The sequence below is a fragment of the Haloplanus ruber genome (genome assembly GCF_024494725.1).
GTDB classification, from domain to species: Archaea; Halobacteriota; Halobacteria; order Halobacteriales; family Haloferacaceae; genus Haloplanus; species Haloplanus ruber.
Genome location: NZ_JANHDK010000007.1, coordinates 61,474 through 88,112, shown reverse-complemented (window position 1 = coordinate 88,112; position 26,639 = coordinate 61,474). Strand labels below are relative to the sequence as shown.

Genomic DNA, 26,639 nt, shown 5'->3' with positions numbered 1-26,639 from the left:
ACCGCGACGATGGCACCGAAGCCGGGCCCGCCACCGCTGGTGGGCGTCGGCGTGTCGGTCGGTTCCATCGTTTCGGTCGGCGTCGGCTCGGGCGTCGCCGTGGCCGTCGGTTCCGGCGTTGCCGTCTCAGTCGGCGTCGGTTCCGCCGTCTCCGTCGGTTCCGGCGTCGCCGTCTGGACGTTCTGGACGATCTCTACCTCGACGATGTCCGTGTTCTCACCGTCGTCGGCCTCGAGGTCGTAGGTCCCCGTCTGGACGTCCTCGAGCTCGATCTCGGTCGACCACGTGCCGTCGTAGGACCACTCGTCGGTCGTCGACAGCGCGACCGAGTCGCCCTCGGTCGTCAGCAGTTCGGTCGTGATCGAGTTGTCGTCCGGACGGAGGTTGGTCGATCCTTCGACGACCATCGTGTCGTCGACTCCGACCGGGTTGACGCCCGAGGCTTCCATGCCACCGGGGTAGACCGTCTGGATCGTCGACTGTGCGTCCGCGTACCGGAACGTCGCCGTGACCATGCGGTCGTCGCTGGCGACGGCCTCGGTCGTGTCGTCCACGATCCGTGAACGGACCTGCTCGCCCGTCAGAGTGTTACCGTCCGGAATGATGTCCCGGATGTCATCCGAGTTCGTGTCGCCGTATTCACCGTCACGGCCAGGGAACAGGATGTGCACGCTTACACTCTGCGAGTTCTCGATGTTGTTCCCGATGGTGACTTCGTCTTCCTCGAACGTGTTGTCGTCGTCAACCGAGATGTCCGTGACGTACGAACCGCCACGGTCACCGACGAAGACCACGTCAACGTTCTGGGCACCGAACGCAGTACCCGTGATGTTCACAACTTGGTCGGTCGTGGAGACCTGACCACCGACGGACTTGATGTTCGCGGTCAGTTCCGTGTCGGTGACACGCAGAGACATCTGCGCGCTTGTGTTCGTGTTGAACTGCGAGGTGGTCAGCGATTGGGTAACCGGCTGGTTGAGTCCGTCAACGTCGATGACACCGAACCGGTAGGTCCCAGGCTGGCTCAGGATTCTACTGTCGTCCGAGAGGATAACATCCTCTTCTTCGAAGGTGTCGTCAGCGTCGACAGTGATCGTGTCCTGACCGTCGATAGGCACGTGTTCGTAGTTGTTGTTCCGGCGGGCGTAGAAGGCAACTTCGTCGATGCCTTGCGACGCCGTCCCATTGATGTCGACTTCGCTGCCGACAACGTAGGTGCTACCGGGTGAGTCAATCGAGAGGTCGCCTTCCTCAACGCTAATGGAGACATCGTCTTCCTCAGCGTCGTCGGCTGCCGAGGAATCCTGATCGAACGGCACGCCGAAGCCCTGCTCGTACAGGTAGACGTCCACGTCCGAGTCATCGAGATACTGCGTCTCGACCTGACCGACGCCGACACCGGTGTCGTCGTCAATCGTGATGGTCGCGTACGCGTAGTCGATGTCGTTAGTAACCTGATCGCCGCGCGGCACTGCATTGGCGCCGCCGTCAGTTACGACACCGACCTCGTCGGTGTCACCAACGCGGCGGAAGATCCGCTGGGCGTTCTCGGCCGTAACACCGTCGCGGAACTCGTCACCTTCAATGATGACTGCGTGGGTGTCACCAGCGTCGGAACCCTGAATCTCGAAGCGGGCGTCCTCACCACGAGTGACTTCGTCCGCGTCGAAATTGAGGTTGGCGTCGTCGTCACCGGTGACGGTAAGCGTCGTGGACTGAGCGGCCTCACCGAAGTCGAGGTCGTCAGTACCAGCGAGCTCGATAGTGTAGGTGCCGGTACCACTGTCCGAGAGGTCGACATCGTAGCCAACCTCGTTGACGGCAATCGACTGGCCGTTAACGTCCGTTCCGGTATCGGCGCTCGTCTTGATTTCGTCGTCAGTGGCGTCGCCGGTCACGTCGAGACCGGAGTCGTCCTCGATCGTCAGTTCGAGGTTTTCGGCGTTCTCGTAGTTCCAGGCACCAACGACCGTGAGCTGACCTGCTCCACTCGAGTCGGACACGCCTTCGGCAACGGAGCCGCCGGCAATGTCTTCGCCGTTGGTGTTGAGCACGTCAAGCGTCGTGACGCGCGGGGTCTGGACGGTGACGGTGTTTCCGCTACCGTCGTCGTATCGGCCAGTCTGCTGGCTCTGCGGGATGTCCGGCGTATCGAGCGGGACACCCTCAGAGTCGCCAGCCGATTTCGTCAGACTACCCTGGAAGTCATCGCTTTCGAAGACGTCGGATTCGCCCTGGTAGACCGTTGCATCGGGGAGGAAGTACCCCTCACCGTCTTCGGTGTTGAAGTCGCCCGTACCATCTGCGTTGGCCGAGCGAAGGTCACCGTCGGGGTCAACGCCACCGGGGCCACTGCCACCGCCACCAGCCTGGTTGACCGTAACCGTGCTGGAAGCAGAGTCAGTGGACGTCGTACCACTGCCAGTCATGGTCGCATCAACGTCGACCGACTGACTGCCAGTGCTGGCGTTACTGCCAACGCTGAACGTCGCGGTGACCGTCGTCGTTGAACCGTTATTGACCGAGCTCGTGATCACTGCGGGCGGGCTCGATCCCGAAAGGTTCTGACTGACGTCACCGCTGAATGACTCAACGGTGGTGTTGTCCGGAAGTCCCGTAAATTCAATTAGTGCACTACTCGACTGGTCACCAGTATTTTCGACTGTATACTGGATCGAGAATTCTCCGCCTTGATCGACTGACCCGGCGTCAGACGGCGCAGAGACGCTAACCTGCGGCTGCGCAGCCACGGGTGTCGTCGCTACGGTCAAGACAGAGAAGATCATCAGCGCTGAGAAAATCAGCGCTTTTGCCTTCTTCTTAGATCCTGTCATGGTTTGTACGATGGAAGACAACCCCCAATCCAGCTGCACAGGATGAGGGTCGTCTCGCACCCCGATTTCGTGGAGGTATTGTTAAATACTTTGTGTATTGTGGTCCCGCTTTAGAAAGGCTCAGACCCATGTATTCGGCGGTTAACGTCTGACGAACGTCAGACTGCGATTTCTCTTCTGCGCACGCGATAGATAGCAATACGTATATTCGGACGGCCCGATAAAGACACAGTCACCTATGACGCTTCGGCGGTCAATACTACTTGCGGTTGTGATTTTTTGCGTACTTTTGCCACCGCCAATCGTGATTGCAGCAGACGAGGCGGATACGAACGCAGCTACTGTGACGATCTCCCCGGATTCTCCGCCCGAAAACACGCAAATCTCGCATCAGATAGAGGCAACACACAATGCATCCACATCAGGAGAGTGGCTATTTACATTTCCAGATTCGTACTCGGGGGAGATATCGAAAACAAGTGTCTCTTCTGGGAGAAGGTCTGAAAAAGCCCAATTCACCACGCGTATTGTTGACGGATTAGATCAAGATGGCACTAACGAAAGTGTCCGAGTAGTATATCACGATCACGGGTCGGACTCTCAATCCACCGCGCTTACACTTGAGTTCAGTCTGAACCATCCTCCAGTAACGACAAATTCTACTTTTGAGGTTCATAGCTATCATAATAATACCAGAGTTTCAACCGAGACATTCACTGTTAGGGAAGTCACCGAGTCACGAACGGGAGCGTCCGGTACATTCGATACTCGGTCAGGAAGCGGCTTCGTGTATGCAGGCGCGACAGTCTATCGGGGTGAAGAAGATATTCAATTTGCAGGGAATCTCACGAACCCATTGATTCCAACAAATGCCAGTTCAGAGCCGTTAGAGACCCCCGTCCCAAAAGAGATCGCCCAGACACGGTATACTACTGATGGAAGTTCATCAAGCCCAGGAGTCCGAGTTGATCAACCAGAAGTCCGGAATCTTAAAATCAAAAATCGGTTCGGCGATCAGGTCGGTGGGGGGACAGTTAGTTCAAAAGAAAGCGAAACTGTGTCGGTTATTGCAGACTATGATTTTGCTGCCGCAGAGGATCTAGAGATAACAGTCCAGAATCAAGACGAGATTGATGTCACTCAAGAACTACTCACCGGGTCAAAAATCAAATCTGGTCGCACAGATGGGACCGTCACATGGCAGCTACAGTTCCCCAAGAATCCGTCACCAAGCTATACAATATCGGTCTCTGGCTCCGACGATCTCACTACCGGAAGTGCTCAGCAGTCATCCACGATTACAGTAAATCGGAACTCACACCCAACCATACAGTGGAACCAGTCAGCCACATATCAGGGGTCTCGAACTACATTCAAAGTTACTGGCGCAGCTAATGGACAAGAATTTCTGGTGACAGTACCCTGGCGTTTCTTCCAAACGGATGTTACGAGAGATGGTATTCTAAAGGATCTCTCGTTAAGCGGAGACGTGGAAGAGGTAGGGATCATTACTGAGGATGGTCAAACACATCCACGGAGAGAGTATCTAACGGCTGATACTCAATCACCGAGTTCAGTATACCTCCGTCTTAACGTTGATGATCGGAATGGTGTAGCTCGTGGCCAGTTCGACACGGGGGTTTTCGCAGTAGGAGACATCGATATTCGACTTCATGAAAATAGAGTGGCGGCAGCTGATCAAATAATGTCCTCTTCGGTTGTGGATACAGCCTCTTTTACTGTTCAAGAGAACCACATGGAGTTAGATGCCGTCTCTCCGTACTACATCGGAACTGAAACGTCTGTTAGTGGAAACGCTACTTCTGGCGTGGATCATGTCGGCTACTATGTCCGGGACAGTGGAGAATATCGACTCCTTAATCTAAATACTAGTGGAACCGGGCTTCAGCGCACAATCTCTGTGAATTCAAGTGGGAAGTTTCAATTAGAGGATCAAGAATTCACAGCAGCTAATGGGTCTGGTAACGACGTAATTGAGTATCCAGGAGTCTATCGCTTTGTTGCAGTAGGGAGTACTGGAGAAGCCACCGCTGAGAATTTTCCTCAAACTCTCTCGTTATCTGACCTGCAAGAACGAACCCATGCAAGTCAACAGGTCGCAGTCAAACGCCCGAATATCACGTTGTCATTATCTGATCAACTGGGAGAGATATCGACCAGTGATAAGTATGTCAACATATCTGGAGAAGCACCAGGTGATGATGAGATTGTGGTAGTGGCGCTTGATGAACGGGGTGTAGCAGTTGTCAGGTCGCCATCCGTGAACGACGAGGAGTATTTATTATCTACAGTCGACATATCATCGTTGGCCGAAGGATCTATCGATGTATATGCCATCTCAAACGGTATAGATCAGTCATATGGGGATGGCTCCGCCAAGGGTAATACTACTGATACAGCCGAAGAATTAGAGATGCATTTGTCTACACTAGAAGAGCGGCCGTTGACGCAGGATCAGTTCTATTCCCGGCTCGTAGCTCAGACAACAAATGACTCTGGAAGCGACGATAAAATTGCTCACCAACGTGTGCAGCTAACGGATTCACGAATCGAAGTACAGGCTGTCAGTGAGCTTCGTACGCAGGAGCGTTCACCAATCAGCCCTGGCTCAACAGCCGTCATTAGTGGTACCACAAACCTCCAGGCCAAAACAAATGCCATTGAGCTCCTCCTCCGTACACCGGGTAATCAAACGGTTCTGTTGACGGTTACTGACTGGCAGTCCGGTACGTGGACAACAACCGTCTCACTTGAGCCGTATGATTCTGGTCTGTACTCCGTTCGACCAAATTCCGAGGTTGATATTGTGCAACCAACAACGTTTGTAGTCAAGCGAAAGGCAACGACGGCGACTCCACAGCAGCCGGGATCACCCCCGGCTGGAACAGATCCGGCTAAGCAATATATTCAGGTGCAAAGCGTTTCTCGAAATTTAACCTCTGGGATCATTAGCGTGGAATATCAGCTAACGAATCACGGTGATTCACAGAGTGCTGCGTTGCTGGAGTTAACTAAATTAGAAACTTCGCCACAAATCCAGTTTTTTCGTGGAGATATCAGCCAGAACCTCTCAGGGGCAAATCCTCCAGGTATCATTACTAGTCAGTTGAATTCAGGTGAATCAACGACGGTTACAGTTGGACTTGCATTTTCATCCAATGTATCCACTAACACCGCGAATATTTCTGGCAGAGTTACATTTCAAACTGACAACCTTGTTAGAGATACTGTGCGTACGACAATCAATCTGAACAGGACGACAGACAGACAAGAGCCAACCAGCACGGGAACACAGACGCCAACACCACCACAGTCGTCACAACCACGAGACCCCCGTACAGCAGAGGAGACAGCCACGCAACAACCACCGACAACAACCGGGGACGGAACTGGATTTACTCTCAGTTCAGGACTACTTACACTAGTCGTTGCCTCTGTCGCAGGTCGTCGTCTATTGACTTTTCTCCGTGACTGAACACGCTTCCCTCGGTATGGACAAACGAAGCCACTGTATCGCGGAACTTGCGAACGTGGCTGACACCGACATCAGCGACAGCGTCATTAATAGTCTCTCTGTTCTCAAGCGGTAGCGTTCGGTAGTGTCTCCAGCACTGTGGGGGTAAGTCAGACAATATACACCGGAAAAGATCCCAAAGAGGGGTGTACCAACCTGAAGGCTGCCTCCAAGAAATCGGTAGCCGAATCAGTAGCAGAGCGATCACCGCGGGAACAATGTCAAGAAGGGATTCCCACGGCTTCAGGTGGGCTTTCTCCTTGGATTGCTGTGAAAGACAGGATGCCTTTGAAGAAGGCGTGCAGAGGACTATGACAAGCCCTGCTAGTAGTACTTTCTAGCTCACTAGTTAAGACTGTTGGGTTATTATCATATGCGAAACCGTGATCATGAGCGACAAAAAAATCCAAACGCAACTCGTTGTTGCACAACCGCTGGACAATTTGCCGGCTGCACAAGTCGAATGCCACAGGGCTTGACCCCGAGGCGGTTCACTGCGTCAGGCGGTTCACCAATTGAAGCACATCGAGGTTCGTGACTGGCTCCCCACCGACTTCTTCGCCTCTATTAGCGGCATTAGTCGCTTGAAGCACATCCACGTTGTCAACTTTACCGTCGTTGCCCCCGAAGCGCTTTTCGAGAGAAGTACCAGCCGTAACTTGAATGATAGTGCTTCCCGACACGGTAGTCCCGTCAGAGCTTCCATCAGCGATCGTTGCTTGCACAGTTACGTTTTCTGTGTCCGTAGCATTCTCTGACAGACGAAGCTGGACCTCCGTGCGCGTAGCATCTCCTGGCGAAACAGAGGTCGTAATCACTCCCGGTGGAGAACTCCCAAGTAGATCCTGACTGATATTCCCTGAAACGTCGGCAATAGTCACATTCTCCGGGAGATTCGTGAACTCAAGAAGAACACTACTCTCAAACGTCGCGGTATTATTTATTTGGAGCTCAACCGTCCCAGAGTTGCCTGGAGTGATTGTCAGTTCTTCGTTCGGCGTCGCAATCACATCGGGCTGTTCAACGTTGATGTCGACCGAGGTCGTTCCTGAGATGGGCATATCCCCACCAGTAAACGTTGCCTTAACGGTCGTCGTATCGCTCGTCGCCGTTTGGTTGAGCGTATATGTTGCAGAGACGCTCGTTGATTCATTGGGCGCCAGTTGTGAGGTGATGACAGCCGGTGGACTCGATCCCGACAAGTTCTGGCTGACGTCACCTGAAACATCAGTCAATTCCGCACTGTCGGGGATATCAGTGAATTCGACCAACCCTGCGCTTGCGTTCTCTCCAGTGTTCGTTACCGTAACTGTGAACGTGACCGTTCCGCCTGGGGTTCCCGTAACCGTACTTTCGTTCGCGACGATAATCTCCTCTCCAGTTGAATTAGTGGCATCTTGGTGTTGATCGTTGAATGTCTCTGCATAGCCCGGGGTGGCACCGAATGCGCCCCCAACTGGCGCCGTCAGGAGCATACCAGCAGCCAACACTGCGAGTATGTAGTGGACTGATCGAATGGACATAGTTGGGCCATCGTCGCAACAAAAATAAGTCTATGGCTGCGATTCTAATGATTGATTTTCTCACAAAAATCAGCTGTTAACACGGTTGACAAGCTGCAAGATATCCAGATTGGAGACGTGATCTCCAGCAATCTCTGCGTTGTTATAGAGATTCGAGGAGAATACCCGTGCCTTCAGGCGCGGGATGAATCCGACACCCACTCAACAGACCACCGACGACACCCCAACCGGATATTCAACCGCCGTCGTTAGTTTTAGCAATCACATTCTCATAAGATGTTATGAACACAGTACGATGCTGGAGACGACCCGCACCTACGTCGCACGCATCACGAACTACCGACAGGTTCGTGACGACCTCGACCAGTGCGGGTTCTCCGCATCCAAACTGTGGAACGTCGGACGCTACTACATCCAAGAACGGTGGGACGACGACGGTGAGATACCCGACGAAGCCGAACTCAAATCAGAGTTGAAAGATCACGAACGCTATAGTGACCTGCATTCTCAGTCAAGTCAGCGAGTTCTCGAAGAACTTGCTGAAGCGTTCAACGGCTGGTACAACTCCGACGACGGCAATAACCCACCGGGCTACCGCAAACATCGCGACGACCACCCACGCTCCACCGTGACGTGGAAACAAAAAGGAATCAAGCACGACGCCAAACACGGTCAACTGCGCCTCTCGAAAGGCTGGAACCTGAAAGATGGTCGATCAGACTTCATCCTCGCTGAGTACAAAACTCGTCCCGACGTAGAAGTCGAGAATATTCAGCAGGTGCGTGCTGTCTGGAACGCCGACGAGTGGGAACTGCACCTCGTCTGCAAGAAAGAAATTCCAGTCGAAGATGCACCCGGCGACAACACGGCGGGGATCGACCTCGGTATCAGTAACTACCTCGCAATCGACTACGAAGACGGGGCCAGTGAGCTGTATCCGGGGAATGTGCTGAAAGAGGACAAGCACTACTTCACTCGCGAGGAGTACCAGACCGAAGGCGAGAACGGCCCGTCGAAACGTGCGCGGAAGGCTCGGCAGAAGCTCTCCCGACGTAAAGATCACTTCCTCCACACCCTTAGCAAACACATCGTTGAGCGGTGTGTCGAGGAAGGCGTGGAGAAGATAGCGGTTGGCGACCTCAGCGACATCCGCGAAGATGGGAACGGTGAGTCGCGGAACTGGGGAGCGTCGGGGAACAAGAAACTCCACGGTTGGGAGTTCGACCGATTCACGAACCTGCTCGAATACAAGGCCGAAGAACACGGTATCCTCGTTGACCGTGTGAACGAGGAGAACACCTCGAAGACGTGTTCGTGTTGCGGGCAGATTCGAGATGCGAACCGCGTGGAGCGCGGTCTGTACGTCTGTGTGTCGTGCGAGACGACGATGAACGCAGACGTGAACGGTGCGGTGAACATCCGGCGAAAGATAACTCAGAGTCCCCCGTTGGGGGATATGAGTAACGGCTGGTTGGCACAGCCCGAAGTCATCCTGTTCGACCGTGAGAGCGGACGGTTCACACCGAGAGAATAGGGGGACTGCAAACCCTAATATCCCAACGCTCGGGATTCCTCCGGCTTTAGCCGGAGGAGGATGTCAATGGCTGCATTGACTGCGTGTAACACGTCAAAATTCCCGATTTGGTTATCGCTATCTTTGTCAAACCGGCCGACCAGCGTCATTGACGACGATGTCGTGATTGTGATGGTAACTGTATCTACGGCAGTATTCTCGTTCTCGTCGATCACTTCTAATTCGAAGCCAAGAGGTGTCTCCTCCGATACCGACTCTGGGGTTGCTGATTAGCAGTCACTTAGCTCAACAGTCGGGCCACAAATCTGTGCCCAACTGCAGGTAACAGCCGAAGTTGAGGCGGAACCATTCAACTCAACAGTTAAGCTCTCTTGGACGGTTCTGTTATCCCTAGTTGAGGCCGCGACATCTAGTGTAGTACCCTCCCCATCAGTTGGATCAAACTGTCTGCGTTCTGGGGGAGCAATTGAGTCATGACCCGCAACGTGGTCATCATGCCACTGGTCCAAAGACTTCCCAACAACAGCTGCGACGGTCTCTTTGAATTCCGTATACGAGATCCGTCCCCGAGTATTCATATCTCCAAAGACTGCTTCAAGAGTTTTGTTTTCCGTTCGTCTCATCTGTGATATGATGATCTAACGCAGCTAGCACAGCTGTTCCCCGAGTTGCAGCGACCCCGTGACATCTCCCTCGCCGTAAACGGTGAGGCTCTCCCTGCATGGGGAATACCAGTCAGTCGTCGCTGGTAGGGAGTTTCGACTCTTGGAAAAAGAATTGGTTTGTTTGGCTCCATGAGAACACCAAGAACTAAGAATATCGAGAAAGCGGATTGGGTCCGCTAGACCTCTTCCTGACGGGTCGGCGTAGATTCGTGCCGAACCGGTGCGCTGACTTTCGTCAGCACATATGTCTGTTTCTGAGATCATATAACACCTTTCAAAAACAGATCCCTGTCCTGTCATATTCACTAGGCAGCAGCTACCCCGAGGACCCGGAACTCACTAGTGCTTACTATATTTAAATGGGCTAACATTTAATAAAGAATAGGTTAGTTAGGTAATAGAAAAATGCCGGGGAGTCATGTCTGTCTCAGGGGGCGACCTAGCGGACTGATCAAGTTAGAAGATGGCTTTTCACTAAGCCAGGTTGGGATGGCAGGGGGACGGCAACGGCAGTTTCGAGACACCCAGTACGCTACCTCACACATACTGGCTTGGGGTGGCCGGTACTGATGTCCAAGGATTCAGGCTGCGGTCAGCTTCATCGAGTAGTGATTGCTATATTGACGATCGTAGTCGCAGTGTCACAGCCGGCCGCAGTTATTTCGGTGACTGCTGACGAGACTGCTTCACTAACTATTGATGTCAAGGTCGATGGCGAACAGGCGACAGAGGTGAACTCGCTCGTCATCTATCAGGATCGCGATTGGAGTGACCCGTATCAGAAAATTGAGAACTACGAAAGCGTCGATCTCAAACACGTCTTCTCAGATCTTCCGGGTGGCCACGAGTATCTTGTCTCAGCATATATCCAAGATCAACCCGCGGGAAATACGGGGTGGATCGAACTCAACGGTGGTGAATCGGCCGAACGAGAAATCAATGCCGAGGAGCGTCATTCACTCACTGTACGAGCAGTCCATGAGGATGGGTCCACACCACTCGAAGGCGCACGAATGACGATCAAGTCCCACGAATCCTACAAGTGGCGAGAAGGGACGACCGGAAGTAGCGGCTACGCACACACGCCTGATGGTGGCGATGACTTCTACCTGTACCCACCAGGCGATGCGGACGATTCGAGCTACTACACCGTTGAAATTCATCATGGCGGAGAGGTGGTCGGGAGCCAGCGGATCGATTCGCTCGATAGTAGTGACAGTATCGAGGTAGAGACCTCCGTTCCGGTGACATACGATCTCTCTGTCTCCAGTACTGAAGGGGGTGATGTTGACGCCGAACGAACCGGCGCTATCGAGGCAGGGACGGAAGTCGACCTCAAGGCGGACGATGACGACGACCACGCCTTCGTCGAATGGGACGGCGACCTCCCCGCTGGTGTGAGCGAGTCCGACGACGACATCACGGTCACGATGGATCAAGACCGGGATATCGAGGCGAAGTTCGCCGAGGAAGCCGAAGTGTCATTCAAGGTGATGAAAGCCAACACCGTCGACGGCTACGACTTCTCCGGCGAACCAGTTGAAGATGCACGGCTCACTCTCGATGGTGCCACGCGGGAATCCGACGACGAAGGCGACGTATCCTTCGCTAACCTTGCCCCTGGGACGTACTCTTATACGGCAGACGCGGCGGGCTACGAGACGATCACGGGCACGTTCGAACTCTCCGAAGGGGAGTCTCTGATTGTCCCCGTCAACCTCCCGCGTCAAGGGGTCGGGGGTCTCACCGTCAACGTCGTCAATCGTAATGGGGACGAGGTGGCCGCGAACAAGTATCGCGTGCTAGTTGACGGCGAGCGACGGCAACTCGATCGGGACGGTGGGCTACTTCTGGATGAAGGTACCTACGATGTCACCGTCGAACCGACCGACTTCGGGAGCGATGAGTTGACTGAGGTGTCGAAGATGGTGACGGTGGAGGCGGGTGAGGGGACGACAGTGAGGATGACGCCGTTCGAGACCCAGACATATTCGTTAGATGTGAATGTACCGGAAAATGGGAGTATAAATATAATTCCACCAGATACGAGTGTGTCAAGTGACTTTTCGCGCGAGTATGACGAGGGTACTGAAGTGACAATTTCGGCACAATCCGATGTAGGATATCGTTTTAATGGCTGGGATGGGGCAGTTCCTAATCCACAGAAGGATGAGCAGTCAGTAACAGTAACGATATCTCAAGATTTGGAGGTAACCCCGCAATTCCAGAAACGTGAGATATTCTCTAATGATCCGACCGTCAAGTCTGTCGCTAATGCGAAGGCTCAGTCTGGATTAGTCATGGGCTATAATGAGACATCTATCTCCAAGCTCAATCAGGAACGTTATGTAGAGTCTCGCCAGATTCAGGTTGCTAAGAGTACTATGAGTGAGCATGGCAACCCTGTTTTTCTTCAACAGAGTAACATCCTAACCGGGGGATACTACGTTACGTCCGGCAAAGCAGCATCACAGCGTACTTCGGGTGCCTTATACGATGGGACCTTCGAAACCAGACACTCTGGTTCTCATAAAGTAACGATCACGCCAGACTTCCGTATACATTCTGGTGTTACGGTGACTGATATCTTCAGTTATGGGGGCGGAGGCGGATCAACAGCCCTGTCGTACAAAATTCGCCTCATTAACACGACATCAGACGAGCTTGTCGCCACTAAATCTGGAAACGTCGTTGGGAATAATTATCCTACAAATTTTGACCCATCAAATGATGGTAGATGGGGGGCTATTGCAGAGGATGCTGGGATGTCTCTTGCTGAGAACAGTATTACAGATACAATCATGACAAAGCTTGGCCTCGCAGCACCAATAGGTACACTTGCCTCGTTCCTACTTGAAGGACTCGAAGAATCTCTAAGCGATAAGTACGAATATACGGCAGCAGATTTCAACCGACCCATTACACTGAACGCAGATCTAAAATCCAATCAACAGTATCGAATTGAATTCCTATTAATTGGAGACACCAGAACCGCTGCCGAAGAAAGAGGTTATGCGTTTGAGACCCGAGCGATTCTGAACACGTATGGCGATGTATCTCAGGTTGATGTCGAACCAATCGCTGAAACTACACTTGGAGGAGAGGAGACACCTCCAGTAACACAAATAACGGATGGTCCGACAAATATTGCTAGTAGTGACACTGTCGAATACACTTGGGAGGGTATTGATGCTAACTCCGATGCTGGCCAACTAGAATATTCCTTCCGACTCCGTGGCCTAGAGGATTCCTGGTCACCGTGGACAACCGATACCACCGCGGTTTTTAATGATCTACCCGAAGGTCAGTACACATTCGAGGTACGAGCGCGGGATGAAGATGGAAACGTTGAACAAGTCCCGACGAAGGCCGATGTGACTATTGCGAGTGTCCCAGAAGCCAATATCTCTATTACCGAAGAGTCGTTGGATTCGGGTGAAACTATCCAACTCAGGGCGACTAACACCGAAACTCAAAGGCCTCCAGAAAGCATCTCGTATGAGTGGATACAATTAGATGGTCCGACAGACGTTTCGAGAGACCTTTCAAACAGCCGTACTGTCGAGTTTTCAACTTCTGAACCAGGAGAATATGTAATCAGGTTAATTGTCTCTGCTGGACGAATAGAAAATCAGACGACCGCCGTAATCCAGGTAGGAGACGCCGCTCCGACCGTTTTGGATTATAGCGTCTCGCCCGCTGCCCCAGTACCTGATGAGACGGTGACGCTCCGAGCAGAGGCGACCGACCCAGACGGTACGATCCAGTCCTACGAGTGGGACTTCGACGGCGACGGGACGATCGATGCGACGACCCAGACGCCGGAGGCGAAACACACCTACACTAACCCCGCCGAGTACACCGGCGAACTCATAATCACCGACGACGACGGGAACCAAGCCTCGTCCACGTGGGTAATTCAAGTCGGAGAAGATCAAGACGATAACGATCCTGACGAGACTCTCCTCAAAGCCGACTTCGAGAACACGCCAGTCGGCCAGCTCCCCTCTGGGTGGACGAAGATCGCGAACCGCAATCAAGAGGTTATCGACTCACCGGTGGCAAATGGTGACCGAGCACTCCAGCTTAAGGGCAGTCATGGCGGTTGCTGGGAGGCAATCGCGGATCGCGAGACAGAACTACCGAACTCGGGCACAACAGAAATTTCGTTCAGTATCCGGCCGACGACTAACGGAGAGATCGGCTGTCACGACCACAACGGTGCGGTGAAGCTCAATACTGAAACCGGCTCTTGGAGTGCTGGGAGTGGCTCCGGGCTCGTTGTCTTCACTCCCGACGGAACGGTCGCTGGAAGTGGGACTGACCTCGGATCCTACCAGATTGATGCTTGGAACGATGTCACGATCCGGTACGCTCGATCTGGTGGTGAGGTAACACTCACGTACTTCATCAACGGCGAGCGACGTGGGACAACGACTCGAGACGCCCGAAGCTTTGAGAATGCGCTCTCGTATCTCCGAGTGAAAAGCGGCGACTTCACGACACAGGTCGACGACGTGGAGATCGAACGAGTCGATGATAATACTGCGGGCGACAGCACACCGACAGCCGAGCGCCGCGACTTTACCGGCGATGGGACCGAGGATATCCGTATTAGGAACGGGGAGATATTCCTCCAGATTGCCGGCGAGAACGTCAGTGGCGGACGGCAAGTCGCGGACGTCGTCGGGCGTGATGATGACCGTCGAGTTCTAGATCGAACTAGTGCCTTGCCGAATAATCCCTATAGCACTGGAAAAGATCGCCCAACCTATGAATCAACGAGTGAGTTCAAAATCGTCGCCGAAACCGACCGCCTTGCGTCATATCGGGTTGTCCGTAACTACTCGTACGAGCACACCGGGGCTCGCGTCCAGATTGCGTGGCAGGCGACCGTATTCGCAGACGGCGAGTACGCACTCACACAGCTGAACATCACGAATATCGACACACAGCCGGTTGAGTTGGACCAAGACGATGGTGACATCCACGACGGAATTCAGCTGTTCCACTCCTTGCGTCTCGCTGGTCGTGATGGCACTAATTCGGCATACCGATTCCAGATTGGTGACCAGTCACCACAGCAATTCTCCCAGACGAGACGGTGGACAACATCTAGGGGGACAGAACACGGAACGATTTTCGATGGTCAGAACGCCGCCACAGTACGCTTCCTGACGGGTAAAACCAGCCCCCACCAGTGGATTACAGACGGTGAGGGTCAAATCGGGTACCACGTCGGAGAGACGGTTGTGGCCCCTGGTGAGACGATCTCATGGACAGCGGCACTGGCTGTCCACGAAGGTGGTCAGGATGCGCCGACTGACGGCGAGGCATTGGTTGCCGATGCGGATGAGCGAGTTGACGAGATTCCATCTGGATCGTCGGCATCTGACAACGGACCAGTCGCTGAGTTTGATATTGCTCCGAGTTCACCGACGGCAGGGGCTTCGATCACATTCGATGCAAGCGGGGCTTCCGACGCAGACGGTACAATTGAGAGGTATAAGTGGGACTTCAACGGCGACGGCACAATTGATGAGACAGCGGCTGCCCCAACTGTGAGTCACACCTACGATGAACCGGGCCAGTACGACGTTGCGCTGACCGTGGTTGACGACGAGAAAAAACGAAGTACAACGAACCGCGTGGTCGAAGTAACGCAGCAAAGTGACGAGGAAACGTCGATCATAACAGCGGTCGATAGTCAGGCTGAGACAGCTCCTGGTACGGCTGTGCGGCTCTCATATACGGTTGTCAATCCAACTGATGGGACAGAAAGTATTCTGGTTGAGTATCCTGACCGCCCAGCAAACACGTCGCTTATCGATGTCCTTGGCGACATCAATCAAGATCTTTCGGATGCAAGTCCCCCTGCGATCATTACAGACCCCGTCCCAGCGGGAGAGAATGCCACCGTGAGCATAGTCCTCTTTACGTCTGAAAATGCCGCAGTCGGGACCTACCCAGTGACAGCGGAAGCAACGATCAAGCCTGGCAATGGTGACGTCACTAACGCAACGACAACCGCAGAAATATCCATTGAACAACAGAATTCTCTCGAGACACGATTCGGAGGTAGCGATGAGACAATTGGTAATCTCGATGTGCTGCGCGCAGTCAATGCGGCCAATACAGGCCGTTCAATCGGAGGAGAGCCCGTGACTAATCTCGATGTGCTTCGGCTTGTTAATCACGTCAATCAATAAAACCGCGAAACGGCGAACCGCAACTGCTACCGCAAGGGCAGGGCGAGTCGTAGCCCTACTGGTTGGCGCGGTTGACCAGCTGCAGGATGTCGAGGTTAGTGACCGGCTCGCCGCCAATCGTGCCGCCGCTATTGGCAGCGTTGACAGCCTGAAGCACATCAAGGTTCCCAACCCGGCCGTCTTCACCACCGAACCGAGCAACCAGCGGGTCCCCGGCTTTCGGTGTCTCGGCACCGGGCTGCCACGTCAGCGCCGGATACCTATCGGTGGTCGTCCACTCGTTGCCAAAGGCAAGCCCGGTCATGTTCGTCTCCGCTGCCGTGCCAGTCATCGCCGATGTCTGGAGTCCAGTCGCGTTCCCAGCCGATCTTGACTGACCACTCGCTTCAGTGTCCCAGTACGACGCCGTAACCGTGGCACCGTCGCCGGTAGTGCCCACGAGGCCGCCGACATCAGTCGTGCCACGCACCGCGCCGGCCGCGTAGGTCTGTGTGATCTCCGCCGCCCGGACGTTGCGTCCGACCAGCCCCCCAACCGAGTCGGTTCCCGTGACCCGGCCAGTCGCGTACGACCGCTCAACGACGGTGTGCGCGACGTTTACTCCAACCAAGCCGCCGACGTCCTCGGAGCCGTTCACCCGGGCCGTGGCATAGGATTCACTAATTGTACTCTGGAGTTCGAAGTTCAGGCCCACGAGCCCGCCCACGACCTCGGTACCATTCGCCCGGCCCGCCGCCGACGCTTTGGTCACCAGGTCGGAGTTCTGTCCGGCTACGACACCGACGTTGGCGGTCCCGTTCACCTGTCCTTCGACCGAAACATTCCGCACCGTACCGACGTTCCATCCGATGAGTCCGCCCACTTGGCGGCGTCCGGAGATCGACACGTTCCGCAGGTGGACGTCTCGAATGATTGCGCTGTCGGTGTACCCAAACAGACCGACGTTATCGCTGCCCGGTCGGTCGATCGTGAGTCCATTGATCGTGTGGTTTCGGCCGTCAAAAGTCCCGGTGAAAGGACTGGCCTGAGTCCCGATGGGCTCAAAGCCAGCACCGGCAGCCAGCGCGCTCGCATCCACGTCCGCACCGAGCGCGTACCTCGCTCCAAGATCAGTCTCGATCACACCGAGCGCGGTGGCATTGTGCACGAGGTAGGGATCGGCCGTAGTGCCGCTGCCCGGCAGGTCGCTCGCGGTCGTGATCGTGGGACCCGCGTCAGTACTACTCCCGAGGGTCGTCTGCCCCGTGTCGGCATAGTAAGGCTCAACGACGAGGTTACCGATTGCCGCGCCACCGGATCCATTGAAGTCGCCGCTTGGGCCGTCAGTCGCACCCCAGTAGTTGTACGAAGCATTCCCGGTGACAGCCGCGCTGGTGGCGTTGACCGCGACGCCGGTCCCATCGGGGAATGACGACGCTGTGAGCGTCCAGGCGCCGGTCGTCTCTGTGGCCACAACCGACGCGTTCGTGGTTCCCGTGACTGTTGTCGTAGTCACTGTCCAGTCGGCCTCGCTGGCGACGAAACTTAGCCCTCGGTCGGCCTTCTTGATAGTCACGTTGCGCACGAGCGGCGTCCCAGTGGTGCCGTTCCCGGCATCGATACCGTTCTCGTCAACGCGTTTGATAACGGTGTTCGCAACTGTCCAGTCACCGCCGGTCGCATACAGGTTGATCCCTCGCCGCGCGTCGGTGATGGTCGCGTTTCGCACTTGGCCGCCTGTGGCTTGGTAGGCGTCGATACCGTGGTCACTGGCGTTCCGCACGGTGATGTCTTCGACTGTCCATGCCCCGTCGGCACCGCTGACCGAGAGGCCGCTGTCCGTGACGTTCGTTATCGTCGCGTCTGTCACAGTCAGGTTGGCGCTGGCGTCGTAGAAGGTCATCCCATCTGTCACGCTGTCTACAGTTACATTACGCACAACTGGGCTGCCCATATCGTGGTTGTCCCCAGCAATGCCCGTATCGCCAGCCTGACGCACGACCGTGTCCGCAATTAGCCAGTCGCCGTTGCCGCCCGCCCCGGTGTTGATACCGTCTTCGTCAACCTGTTCGATCTGGCTGTCTGTCACCATCCAGTCGCCGGTCGTCTCATACAGGTTGATGCCACTCCCGGCATCGATGATCGTCACATTACGTATGCGCCCGTCAACGGTCTGGAAAGCGTCGATGCCATAGCCCTCAATAGTTCGGATTGTCGTATCTTGAACCGTCCACTGGCCGGTCGCCTGATCAAGCGCCATCCCGTGCCGACCAGCGTCGGTAATCGTGACATTTGCCACTGTCCATGCCCCATCGGTTCGAGCGGCGCTGACACCGTACGTCCACCCGGTGATGGTAAGCCCCCGTACCTCAGGTTCGGCGTCGCCGTGGATCAGCAACCCTGCGCTCCGGTTGACCGCCGACGTATTGGTCACCATCGCACCCTGCGGGGCGATGAGCGTAACGTCTTTTCTGATGTCGACGGCCTCCACATATGTGCCCTGTTTGATGACGATCCGGTCACCGTCTGTCGCGGCATCGACTGCTGCCTGGATCGAGGCGTAGTCGCCGCTCCCGTCCGTAGCGACGACGAGATCAGTCGACTGTGCCACAGCAACTCCGCCAATAACGGTTGCCGTGATCATCAGCAAGGCTGTGCTGACGCAGATCACCCTCGCCAGTGGATTACGCTTCCGTGCTGCCTTCGTCGCTGTTCCGGATTCTATCACTGGTGACGTCGACTTTTCGCTCCGTTGTCCTCTCGTCTCGTCCATTCGTATGATGACCAATTGGACAGCACCGGGCAATAAAAATCAGGCACGCAGCAGCTCGGAGGGGCTGTCGCTGTGTACTGTAAAAAATAAAACCGCAACCGCGAGCCGCGACTGCTACCGCAAGGGCAGAGCGGACTGCTTAGCCCTGCTGGGTAACGTAGTTGACCAGTTCGAGGATGTCAAGGTTGCCGACGGGTTCGCCGCCGACCGTGCCGCCACTGTTGGCAGCGTTGACAGCGTTCAGGACATCCAGGTTGTCGATCTGGCCATCATCGCCAGCGAAGCGCTGGAGATTCTGGGGCACGTTGCTCTGGGTCACCGTGATCGAGGCGCTGTCCTGGACCACGATGTTGCTCGCGCTCGGACTAGTCGAACTGTGGACGGCGGCCACGAGGGTCGTGTTCGCCGTCAGTTCGCTGTCCAGCTGGACCGTCAGGTCCGACCCGTTGGTCGCGTCCAGTTCGCTACTGTTGACCTGGCCGATGACCTGATCGGGCGAGCCATCCGAGACCGTCCAGATGGCCACCGACTGGCCCTCGGTCCCGAGATCGTAGTCTGCCACAGTCACGCTCGTCGACCCGTTCGCAACCGTCTGGTCGTTGAACGTCACCGAGGCAGCACCAGTCTCGCCGGTCAACTCAATGACCGCCGTGCCCGAGACGCCACCGCCGACACCCGTCAGCGTCGCCGTGCTCGCCGACGCCGTCGACGCGTTGTACGTGAACTGCGCCTCTGCGACGCCGTTCACGAACTCAGTGGCGTTGCTCTTGGGACTCTCAACCGTACCCGCACTGGCCGAGAGCGTGACACTGCTTGTCCGGGGCACAGTGCGACCCGCACTATCAACGAAGGTCGCGGTGACCGTCGTCGATTCGTTCACACCAAGCGACGTCTGGGCCGGCGAGAGGCTGACGCCATCGGCCGAGCCAGTCGTCGTAATCGTGCCAGTGCCCTGGGCACTGTAGTTGTCCGAGATGGCGAGGAACGTCGTCTCGCCGGTGTTGGACGTCGCGTTCACCTGGAAGGTCGCCTTGCCGCTCGAATCAGTCTTGACCGTGTAGTCACTTGCCGACTGATCCAGTTCGGCGGCGTTGCCGTTCTGGCGCGCGAAGCTGATGTTCTCGTCCTTCACACCGATCGCGGTCCCGTCAGGCCCGAGCAGCTGAGCCGTCACGGTCGCGGTCTGGTTGGTCTGACTGTTCGAGCTCGTCGAGACGTCACTGCTGAAGGTGACGTCGATGCTCTGGGGCTCGCCAACGCTGAACGTTGCCGAGGTGTTCGAGATATTGGCGTTAGGCACCGTGGCAGTGATGTCTGCGCTGCCTGCCTCCGAGCCAGCGTTAAGGCTCGAGACCGATGCCGTTCCACTACTGAAGCTTGCGGTAGTGGAAGCGCTGCCGCCGAAGTCGAAGACGTTGGTGTCAGACGACGTCAGCGTCAGGGTTCCGATCGCGCTGTTGGTCTCGTTGATGTTGCCGTACTGGTCGACTGCTTCGACCGTCACGACGTTATTCGAGGAGTCAGCAGCGAAGGTTGTCTGCTGATCCTGGGCGAGCCGGATCGAGGTGAGGTTCGCGGCGGTGGCCGTGATGTTGACCTGTGCGTTCCCCGTTGCGCTGGCGTTGAACGCACCTGCCGAGGCGTTCAGGATGTAGGTGTCCTTCTGCTCGGGCAGGGTGATGCTCGCGTTCGCGTAGCCGCTATCGTCGGCCGTGACGGTCGTAAGTTCGGAACCGTTCAGCGTGTAGGTGACACTCTGAGCCGGGATCGCGTTCCCGTTGGAGTCAAGCACACGAACGGATACGTTGTGGTCGGTGGCGACCTGTACCGTCGGGTCGTCACCGGACTTGTCGATAAGCTCGTCGTTCAGCCGGAATTCGGTGTTCGACGAGGAGATGGTTCCAGGCACGGTCTGGATCGAGGCCGAGCCCGCGTTGTTGTTCTTCTGCTCGATAGCGGTCACGCCCAGCGTCACGCCAGAGTTCGCGGCCGTGAAGTTTAGCGTTGCCACCCCATTGGCGTTCGTTTTCGTTGTCTGGGGACTAGTAGCCGAGACACCGGCAGCACTCCCGTTCTGGAAGCTGAACGAGACGCTGATGTTGTCTTTGGGAACGGAGTCGCCGTTGGCGTCAAGCAACTGAGCCTGAGCCTGGACGGCCGACCCGTCCGTCGGAGCGTTTGTCCGGTTGAAGCTCACCGAGACATCGTCAACCCGGCCAACGAAGCTCTGGGTAGCCTCTCCAGAGTTGAGCGAGCTATCGCTCGCATCCGTGTCGTAGGCCGTGAAGGTCGTCTCAGTGATCTGAGTATTGCTGACCGTGAAGTTGTACGGGCTGGATTGGTTGCCAACACCACTGACGTTAGTGATAGTCGACGTACCATCGCTGGGGGAGAGTTGGACAGTCGCGTTGACCTCAGTCTCGTCAGAGATGGGGTTGCCGTACTTGTCGACGGCGTAAACCTGGATAGTCGCTTTTTCGTCGGTTGCGGCCGAGTCACCGTCAGTGTTCGCGAAGACGGGGGTGTCGGAGTTAACCACCAGATCCGTTGGCTCCATGTCGACAGGGGCGAGGGTGGAGCCTATCCGGGTGCTGTCGGCGATAATCTGATTTCCGCCGTCGTCATTGATCGCGCTGGTAGTGACGATTTCGTAGTTCTTCCCGTCGCTGTCAGGCAGCGGGACATCTACGTCGACGGTGACGTTTCCACCAGCACCGTTGAGGTTGGTGCCGTTGTCAGTCCCGTTGACGATCTCGCCAGCCTTGACGACTTGGACACTGTCGTTCTGGTTGTTAGTGTCCTGGACGACGATCCCGACCGTCGACTCGTTCACGCCGTTCGTGTTGGCAACTGCCGTATCGATGCTGACGTTGATATTCGCACGTGCGTCGTCATTCGTCTTCGAGTTTGACGAAGTGCTACCAACGTCGTAGGTCACGCTCGAAGTCGCAAGCACGGGAGTTGAAGTCCCCGCGCTGGATTCGGTTCCATCGTCGACGGACCCATACTGGGTCAGACTTGTGGAGAACGAGTCGCCATCTGAAATCTCTGCAGAATTGTTAACATCTGCAGTGACCAGGATATTTCGACTTCCACTGTCTGGAACCGTTAGATTTGTCGACAGTTCGATCTGGTTCCCAATCTCGCCACTCCCGATTTCGGCACCACTAGATTTGTTATAGATGTAAACCTGATCTATATTATCTGCGTTGCCAGCCTGCATCGAGATGGTGACATTGGTTATGTTGGCATCGTTGGGGCCAGTACCATCCGTGAATTGAATTTCTTGGACAGTAACGTTTGTTTCACCGGGCGAAACCGTAACACCGTCTGTATCTTGATCCGTTGCAGTCGGCTCATCCGCGACCGCACTCCCGGAGAGGGCGACGGTCGCGCCGAAGACGGACGTGACCATGATGAAGGCCAGGAACATGGCACGGAACTTCTGCCGTACGTCCGTATCTGAGCCTGTCATGCACGATCACCTCCTAAACTACTTGTCTGTGCGATACTGCATCGATAACCGCAAGGTTGGATTGTCATTTCGTATCTGTGTCGTCTAAGTCGACATCGAAGTGATCCGCAAGGACCTCTTCGAGTTTTGTCGAGACGTTCTTTCCTTCGGCGACGGCCGCACTCCGGAGCTGTCGCCAGACAGCTTGGTCCACCTCTATGGTGGTCCGTGTGACCGGGGCGTCATCGCCGGGACTGTTCTCGTTGGGCATCGCCTGTGTCATATCCGTGTGGGTCTAGTTACTGTGCTCCATCCGGATCTTGTTCGGATACCCACAGACCAGACGTTGACCACAATCCCAATAAAGGTATGGGCTTTCCAAGTCAAATATAGTTGACACCAACCGCAGTGAGCGGGATGGTCATCCGGGAGTGTATCGGCCAATTGGTCCGCATACGGGCAGTTTTGCCCATCGAAGGCGTAGTGCGTGAGTTCTCCCCATCAGGTAGTTGAACGCGCGTGCGTGCGCCACTACTTTCAGCCGACTGTATTGAGTAAGACGACCACGGCATCATGGAAGGTGTAGCCATACAACTCCTTCCAAATCTTTAGACGGCGTTTGGTGCTCTGTCGGATCGAAATCGTCACGCGCTTGTCGGGGTCCTGAACGCCAATATCGGGCGCGTCTTCGGGCTCGACTGAAATCGAGGATGCCTCAACGCGATCAAGCAGTTCGTCGATTGCTTCGGTATGCGTACAGTTTCCGTGTGCGGCTTCCCACTCGGTCAACCGCTCGTGGGCGGATTCCAAGACCCGGATTTTCAGGAGTCCCTGCCATTCGGTCTCTTCGCCATCGGTCGGCGCGTTTGGCGCCGCCGCCAGCAATTCATCCTCACTGAAGACCTGCCGAATTGTGGCTGGAGCAACCGGTGGCTCCTCGGGAAAGTTAGCGATCGTCCGTCGAACGCCTTCGTAGCCGATGTTCAGGATACGTGCAATCTCGCGGGCTGATCGCTCATCTTTCTGGTGTAAGATGTAGCAAATCTCAATAAGGGAGATCTGCCGGCGGTTGAAGATCGTCTCTGAGAGTGCGTTGAACACGTTCCCGCACGCGCCACATTTGTAGCGGGGCGCCTTGGTTCTGGAGGTCGTACCGTTCGGCAAGAGATCCTCTCCCCCACAGGCGAGACATGTTGGCGTGTCGCCGAACCGCTCGCGAATAATCACGTCAAGACAGAGGTCATGCGTAGTTTCATCGCGGAAATGCTGTTCGTTCGAGTCTACCGCCATTACAGATTTACAGGCTTCCCCAAGGCATGAATACTTCGGAAAGTTAGATAAATGACACTATCTGCAGTATTGAGATTAAAATAGCATCCAATTATCATAAATACATATTACAGCAGTAGCAAGGAGAAAGCCCACCCCTTCAGGGGTGGGATGAATCCGACAGCTCCTCCATCATCAACCGATGACAGCATGGCTGGATATTCCACGCTGCCGAACCCACACTGTTAAGTCAGTTTTCAGACATAGATTACGTATGGCGAATCAGGTCGTCACACGCACCTATACTGCGTCCATCCAGAACCAATCACAGGTGCAAGACGATCTTGACGCTCTCGGATTCGCCGCCTCAAAACTCTGGAATGTCGGTCGGTGGGTCTGTGATCGAGTGTGGAACGAAATCGACCACATCCCTGATCACGACGAACTCACCGCGTACCTCAAGTCACACGAACGCTATAGTGACCTCCACTCACAGTCAAGTCAGCGCGTTCTCCAAGAGCTCGCTGAGGCGTTCACTAGCTGGTACGGCAAACGACAGAATGGAGACACCCGAGCGAACCCGCCCGGCTACCGCAAACACGGCGACGACCACCCTCGAAGCACGGTCACGTTCAAAGACGCTGGGTTCAAACTTGACACTCAATACAACCGCGTCCGGCTCTCCAAAGGAGAGAATCTGAAAGACTACTGGTCGGACTTCGCGCTGTGCGAGTACCAGACTCGGCCCGAGGTTGATCCCTCTACGGTGGAGAGTGTCCAACAGGTTCGGGCAGTCTGGACGGGCAACGAGTGGGAACTCCACTTCGTCTGTAAAAAGGAAGTCACAGTCGCTGAAGCACCCGGCGACAAGACAGTCGGAATCGACCTCGGGATCAACAACTTCGCTGCCCTCGCCTACGAAGACGAGCACGCAGAGTTGTACCCGCTGAACTGTCTGAAAGAGGACGACTACTACTTCAGCAAGCAGATCGCGAAGTGTGACGACACCACGTCGGAGCCGACCACGCGACTTCACCACAAGAAGTCGACTCGTCGCACCCACTACTTCCACACTCTCTCGAAGCACATCGTCCAGCGGTGTGTTGAGGAGGGTGTCGGGACAATCGCGGTGGGTGATCTGTCCGGCATCCGTGAAGACAACCGGAGCGACGAAACGAAAGACTGGGGTCCACACGGGAATCTTGACTTACACTCGTGGGCGTTCGACCGCTTCATCAGTCTCCTTGAATACAAAGCGAAGGCAGAGGGGGTCGCAGTCGAACGGGTGTCTGAACGGGACACCTCGAAAACGTGTTCGGGGTGTGGGCAGGAGCGGGCTGCAAATCGTGTCGAACGGGGGCTGTACGTCTGCGAGGGGTGCGAGGCGGTGGCGAACGCCGATGTGAACGGAGCGGAGAACATTCGCCAGAAAGTAACTCCGAGTCTCGCCGCGGATGGCGGTGATAGGAGTACCGGCTGGTTGGCACAGCCCTCGACGTACTTGTTTGACAAGGAAACTGGTGCGTTCGCGCCTCAAGAACAGGTCACGTCGTAAACCACAATATCCCACCGGCGGACAGGGAATCCCACCCCTTTAGGGGTGGGAGGATGTCAAGCTACAGGCAGTCGGTGGCGATGTTGCCCAGAATCTCTCTGGATCGACGCCACCTGGACTGATCACGACGGACGTGCCAGCCAGCAGCAATACAACCGTGACGGTAACGTTCGCGGTCAGTGACGATGCAGCCTCAGAAACCTATACTGTTGACACACAGGCAACAATCGAAACCACAGATGGAACAGCAAGTGCCACGACGAGCGTAAACATTAGCGTCAGCGAAGAAAGCTCGCTTGTAGTCCGTTTTGGCGGTTCTGATAACAAACTCGGGAATCTTGACGTGCTGCGCGCGGTGAACGCAGCCAATACCGGCCAAGAAATCGGTGGCAAACCCGTGACAAACTTGGACGTGCTTCAAATTGTTAACCACGTGACGAGTGCGAGTCGATGATCGCTATTCTCGACGACGAGACAGTGTGTGCATCCTGTGCGACGACCGGCGAACGCGCTGAGGAACGCACCACCAATATATGTCAGTCACAAGGCACGGGAGCAGGCACAGACAGCAGCCGAAGCGTTTCAGATGTATCCTAATACCACCTACTCTGGGAGCTCTACTTTCCCGTCGCTGTGATCATCGTTCTGGACAAGGTGGACGCAGACGTCTTGAGCTTCCGGAGAACATCACCGTCGCGTCTAAGATTGACATTCTCTCACGGCGAAACTGTGGGATTCCCACGTTGGAATGGTAAAGTAGCGACCGACCAGTACCACGAAGAGTACGAGGACGGGGTATAGCCAGTCAACTACCAGTAGTTTTCTATGTCTTGCGGTAGGTAGCTGCCACTGTCCCCGAACACTGTTCGGTGGACTCGCCGTCAGGTCCGGATCGACCATGCATCGACCCCTCTCTGATGGCGATTTTCACGCATCCTCTAATGTGAGTGAGACTTTGCTTGTCCGGCCTTCTTTCGCGTTGCTCTCGTTCAGACAAGATTTTTATACGAAAATGACGTTCACTTATTTGCCCATACAGGGCAGTACCCCTACCCGCCCCCGATATTCGGTGTTCGTCACTCCCACAACACCGGCGGCAGCTTCCCGCATTCTGCCGCTTTAGTGCTTTTCCTCAATAGGCAGATCAAGAACCTAGAGATCCGAGCTTGACGTGAAGTACTCCTGCTACTTTGCTCGCCTGACGACACACTTCGTTGGCTCAGAGGCATCTAATTTGTCTGGTAAGCGACCATATCAGGGGTTCGGCCAGCGCCGCTCAGCTCAAGACAGGTTCACAAACTGCGCTGAG

General features: G+C 55.4%; 11 protein-coding genes. 5 read left to right on the top strand and 6 right to left on the bottom strand.

The annotated features are described in order from the left end of the window. Positions 1 to 2,429: HVO_2072 family ArtA-dependent S-layer glycoprotein (csg, locus tag NO878_RS16875; RefSeq protein WP_256407137.1), on the bottom strand; the 2,429-nt coding region annotated here is incomplete at its 3' end. Between the two features lie 709 nt (positions 2,430 to 3,138). Between csg and NO878_RS16870 the strand changes: the two genes are divergently transcribed. Continuing rightward, entirely contained in the window at positions 3,139 to 6,330 is a 3,192-nt protein-coding gene (locus NO878_RS16870) for a hypothetical protein (RefSeq protein WP_256407136.1), read from the top strand. 530 nt (positions 6,331 to 6,860) lie between these two features. Here the strand turns inward: NO878_RS16870 and NO878_RS16865 are convergent. Continuing rightward, positions 6,861 to 7,892, bottom strand: a complete 1,032-nt coding sequence (locus NO878_RS16865) for a COG1361 family protein (RefSeq protein ID WP_256407135.1) — start codon at positions 7,890 to 7,892, stop codon at positions 6,861 to 6,863. Positions 7,893 to 8,187: 295 nt separating this feature from the next. Between NO878_RS16865 and NO878_RS16860 the strand changes: the two genes are divergently transcribed. Next, entirely contained in the window at positions 8,188 to 9,426 is a 1,239-nt protein-coding gene (locus tag NO878_RS16860) for an RNA-guided endonuclease InsQ/TnpB family protein (RefSeq protein WP_256407134.1), read from the top strand. A 1,234-nt stretch (positions 9,427 to 10,660) separates the two neighbouring features. Beyond that, positions 10,661 to 16,300, top strand: coding sequence for a PKD domain-containing protein (locus tag NO878_RS16855; RefSeq protein WP_256407133.1), 5,640 nt, complete (start codon positions 10,661 to 10,663; stop codon positions 16,298 to 16,300). A gap of 55 nt (positions 16,301 to 16,355) precedes the next feature. Here the strand turns inward: NO878_RS16855 and NO878_RS16850 are convergent, their stop codons facing one another. The 4 genes from NO878_RS16850 to NO878_RS16835 form a co-directional block, all read right to left on the bottom strand. Continuing rightward, a complete protein-coding gene (locus NO878_RS16850) occupies positions 16,356 to 19,052 on the bottom strand; it encodes a right-handed parallel beta-helix repeat-containing protein (protein WP_256407132.1) in 2,697 nt (898 codons plus the stop codon). A gap of 139 nt (positions 19,053 to 19,191) precedes the next feature. After that, the gene (locus NO878_RS16845; RefSeq protein ID WP_256407131.1) at positions 19,192 to 22,527 is read right to left on the bottom strand and encodes a beta strand repeat-containing protein; all 3,336 of its coding nucleotides are present in this window, start codon (positions 22,525 to 22,527) and stop codon (positions 19,192 to 19,194) included. A 64-nt stretch (positions 22,528 to 22,591) separates the two neighbouring features. Further along, complete coding sequence (locus NO878_RS16840) at positions 22,592 to 22,777, bottom strand: hypothetical protein (RefSeq protein ID WP_256407130.1); 186 nt, start codon at positions 22,775 to 22,777, stop codon at positions 22,592 to 22,594. A gap of 266 nt (positions 22,778 to 23,043) precedes the next feature. Then, on the bottom strand, positions 23,044 to 23,796 hold the full coding sequence (locus NO878_RS16835) for a hypothetical protein (protein ID WP_256407129.1): 753 nt from the start codon (positions 23,794 to 23,796) through the stop codon (positions 23,044 to 23,046). Positions 23,797 to 24,049: 253 nt separating this feature from the next. Between NO878_RS16835 and NO878_RS16830 the strand changes: the two genes are divergently transcribed. Next, positions 24,050 to 25,330: an RNA-guided endonuclease InsQ/TnpB family protein gene (locus NO878_RS16830; RefSeq protein ID WP_256407128.1), complete on the top strand. Its 1,281-nt coding sequence runs from the start codon at positions 24,050 to 24,052 to the stop codon at positions 25,328 to 25,330. 133 nt (positions 25,331 to 25,463) lie between these two features. Further along, on the top strand, positions 25,464 to 25,784 hold the full coding sequence (locus tag NO878_RS16825; protein ID WP_256407127.1) for a hypothetical protein: 321 nt from the start codon (positions 25,464 to 25,466) through the stop codon (positions 25,782 to 25,784). Positions 25,785 to 26,639: the final 855 nt, after the last annotated feature.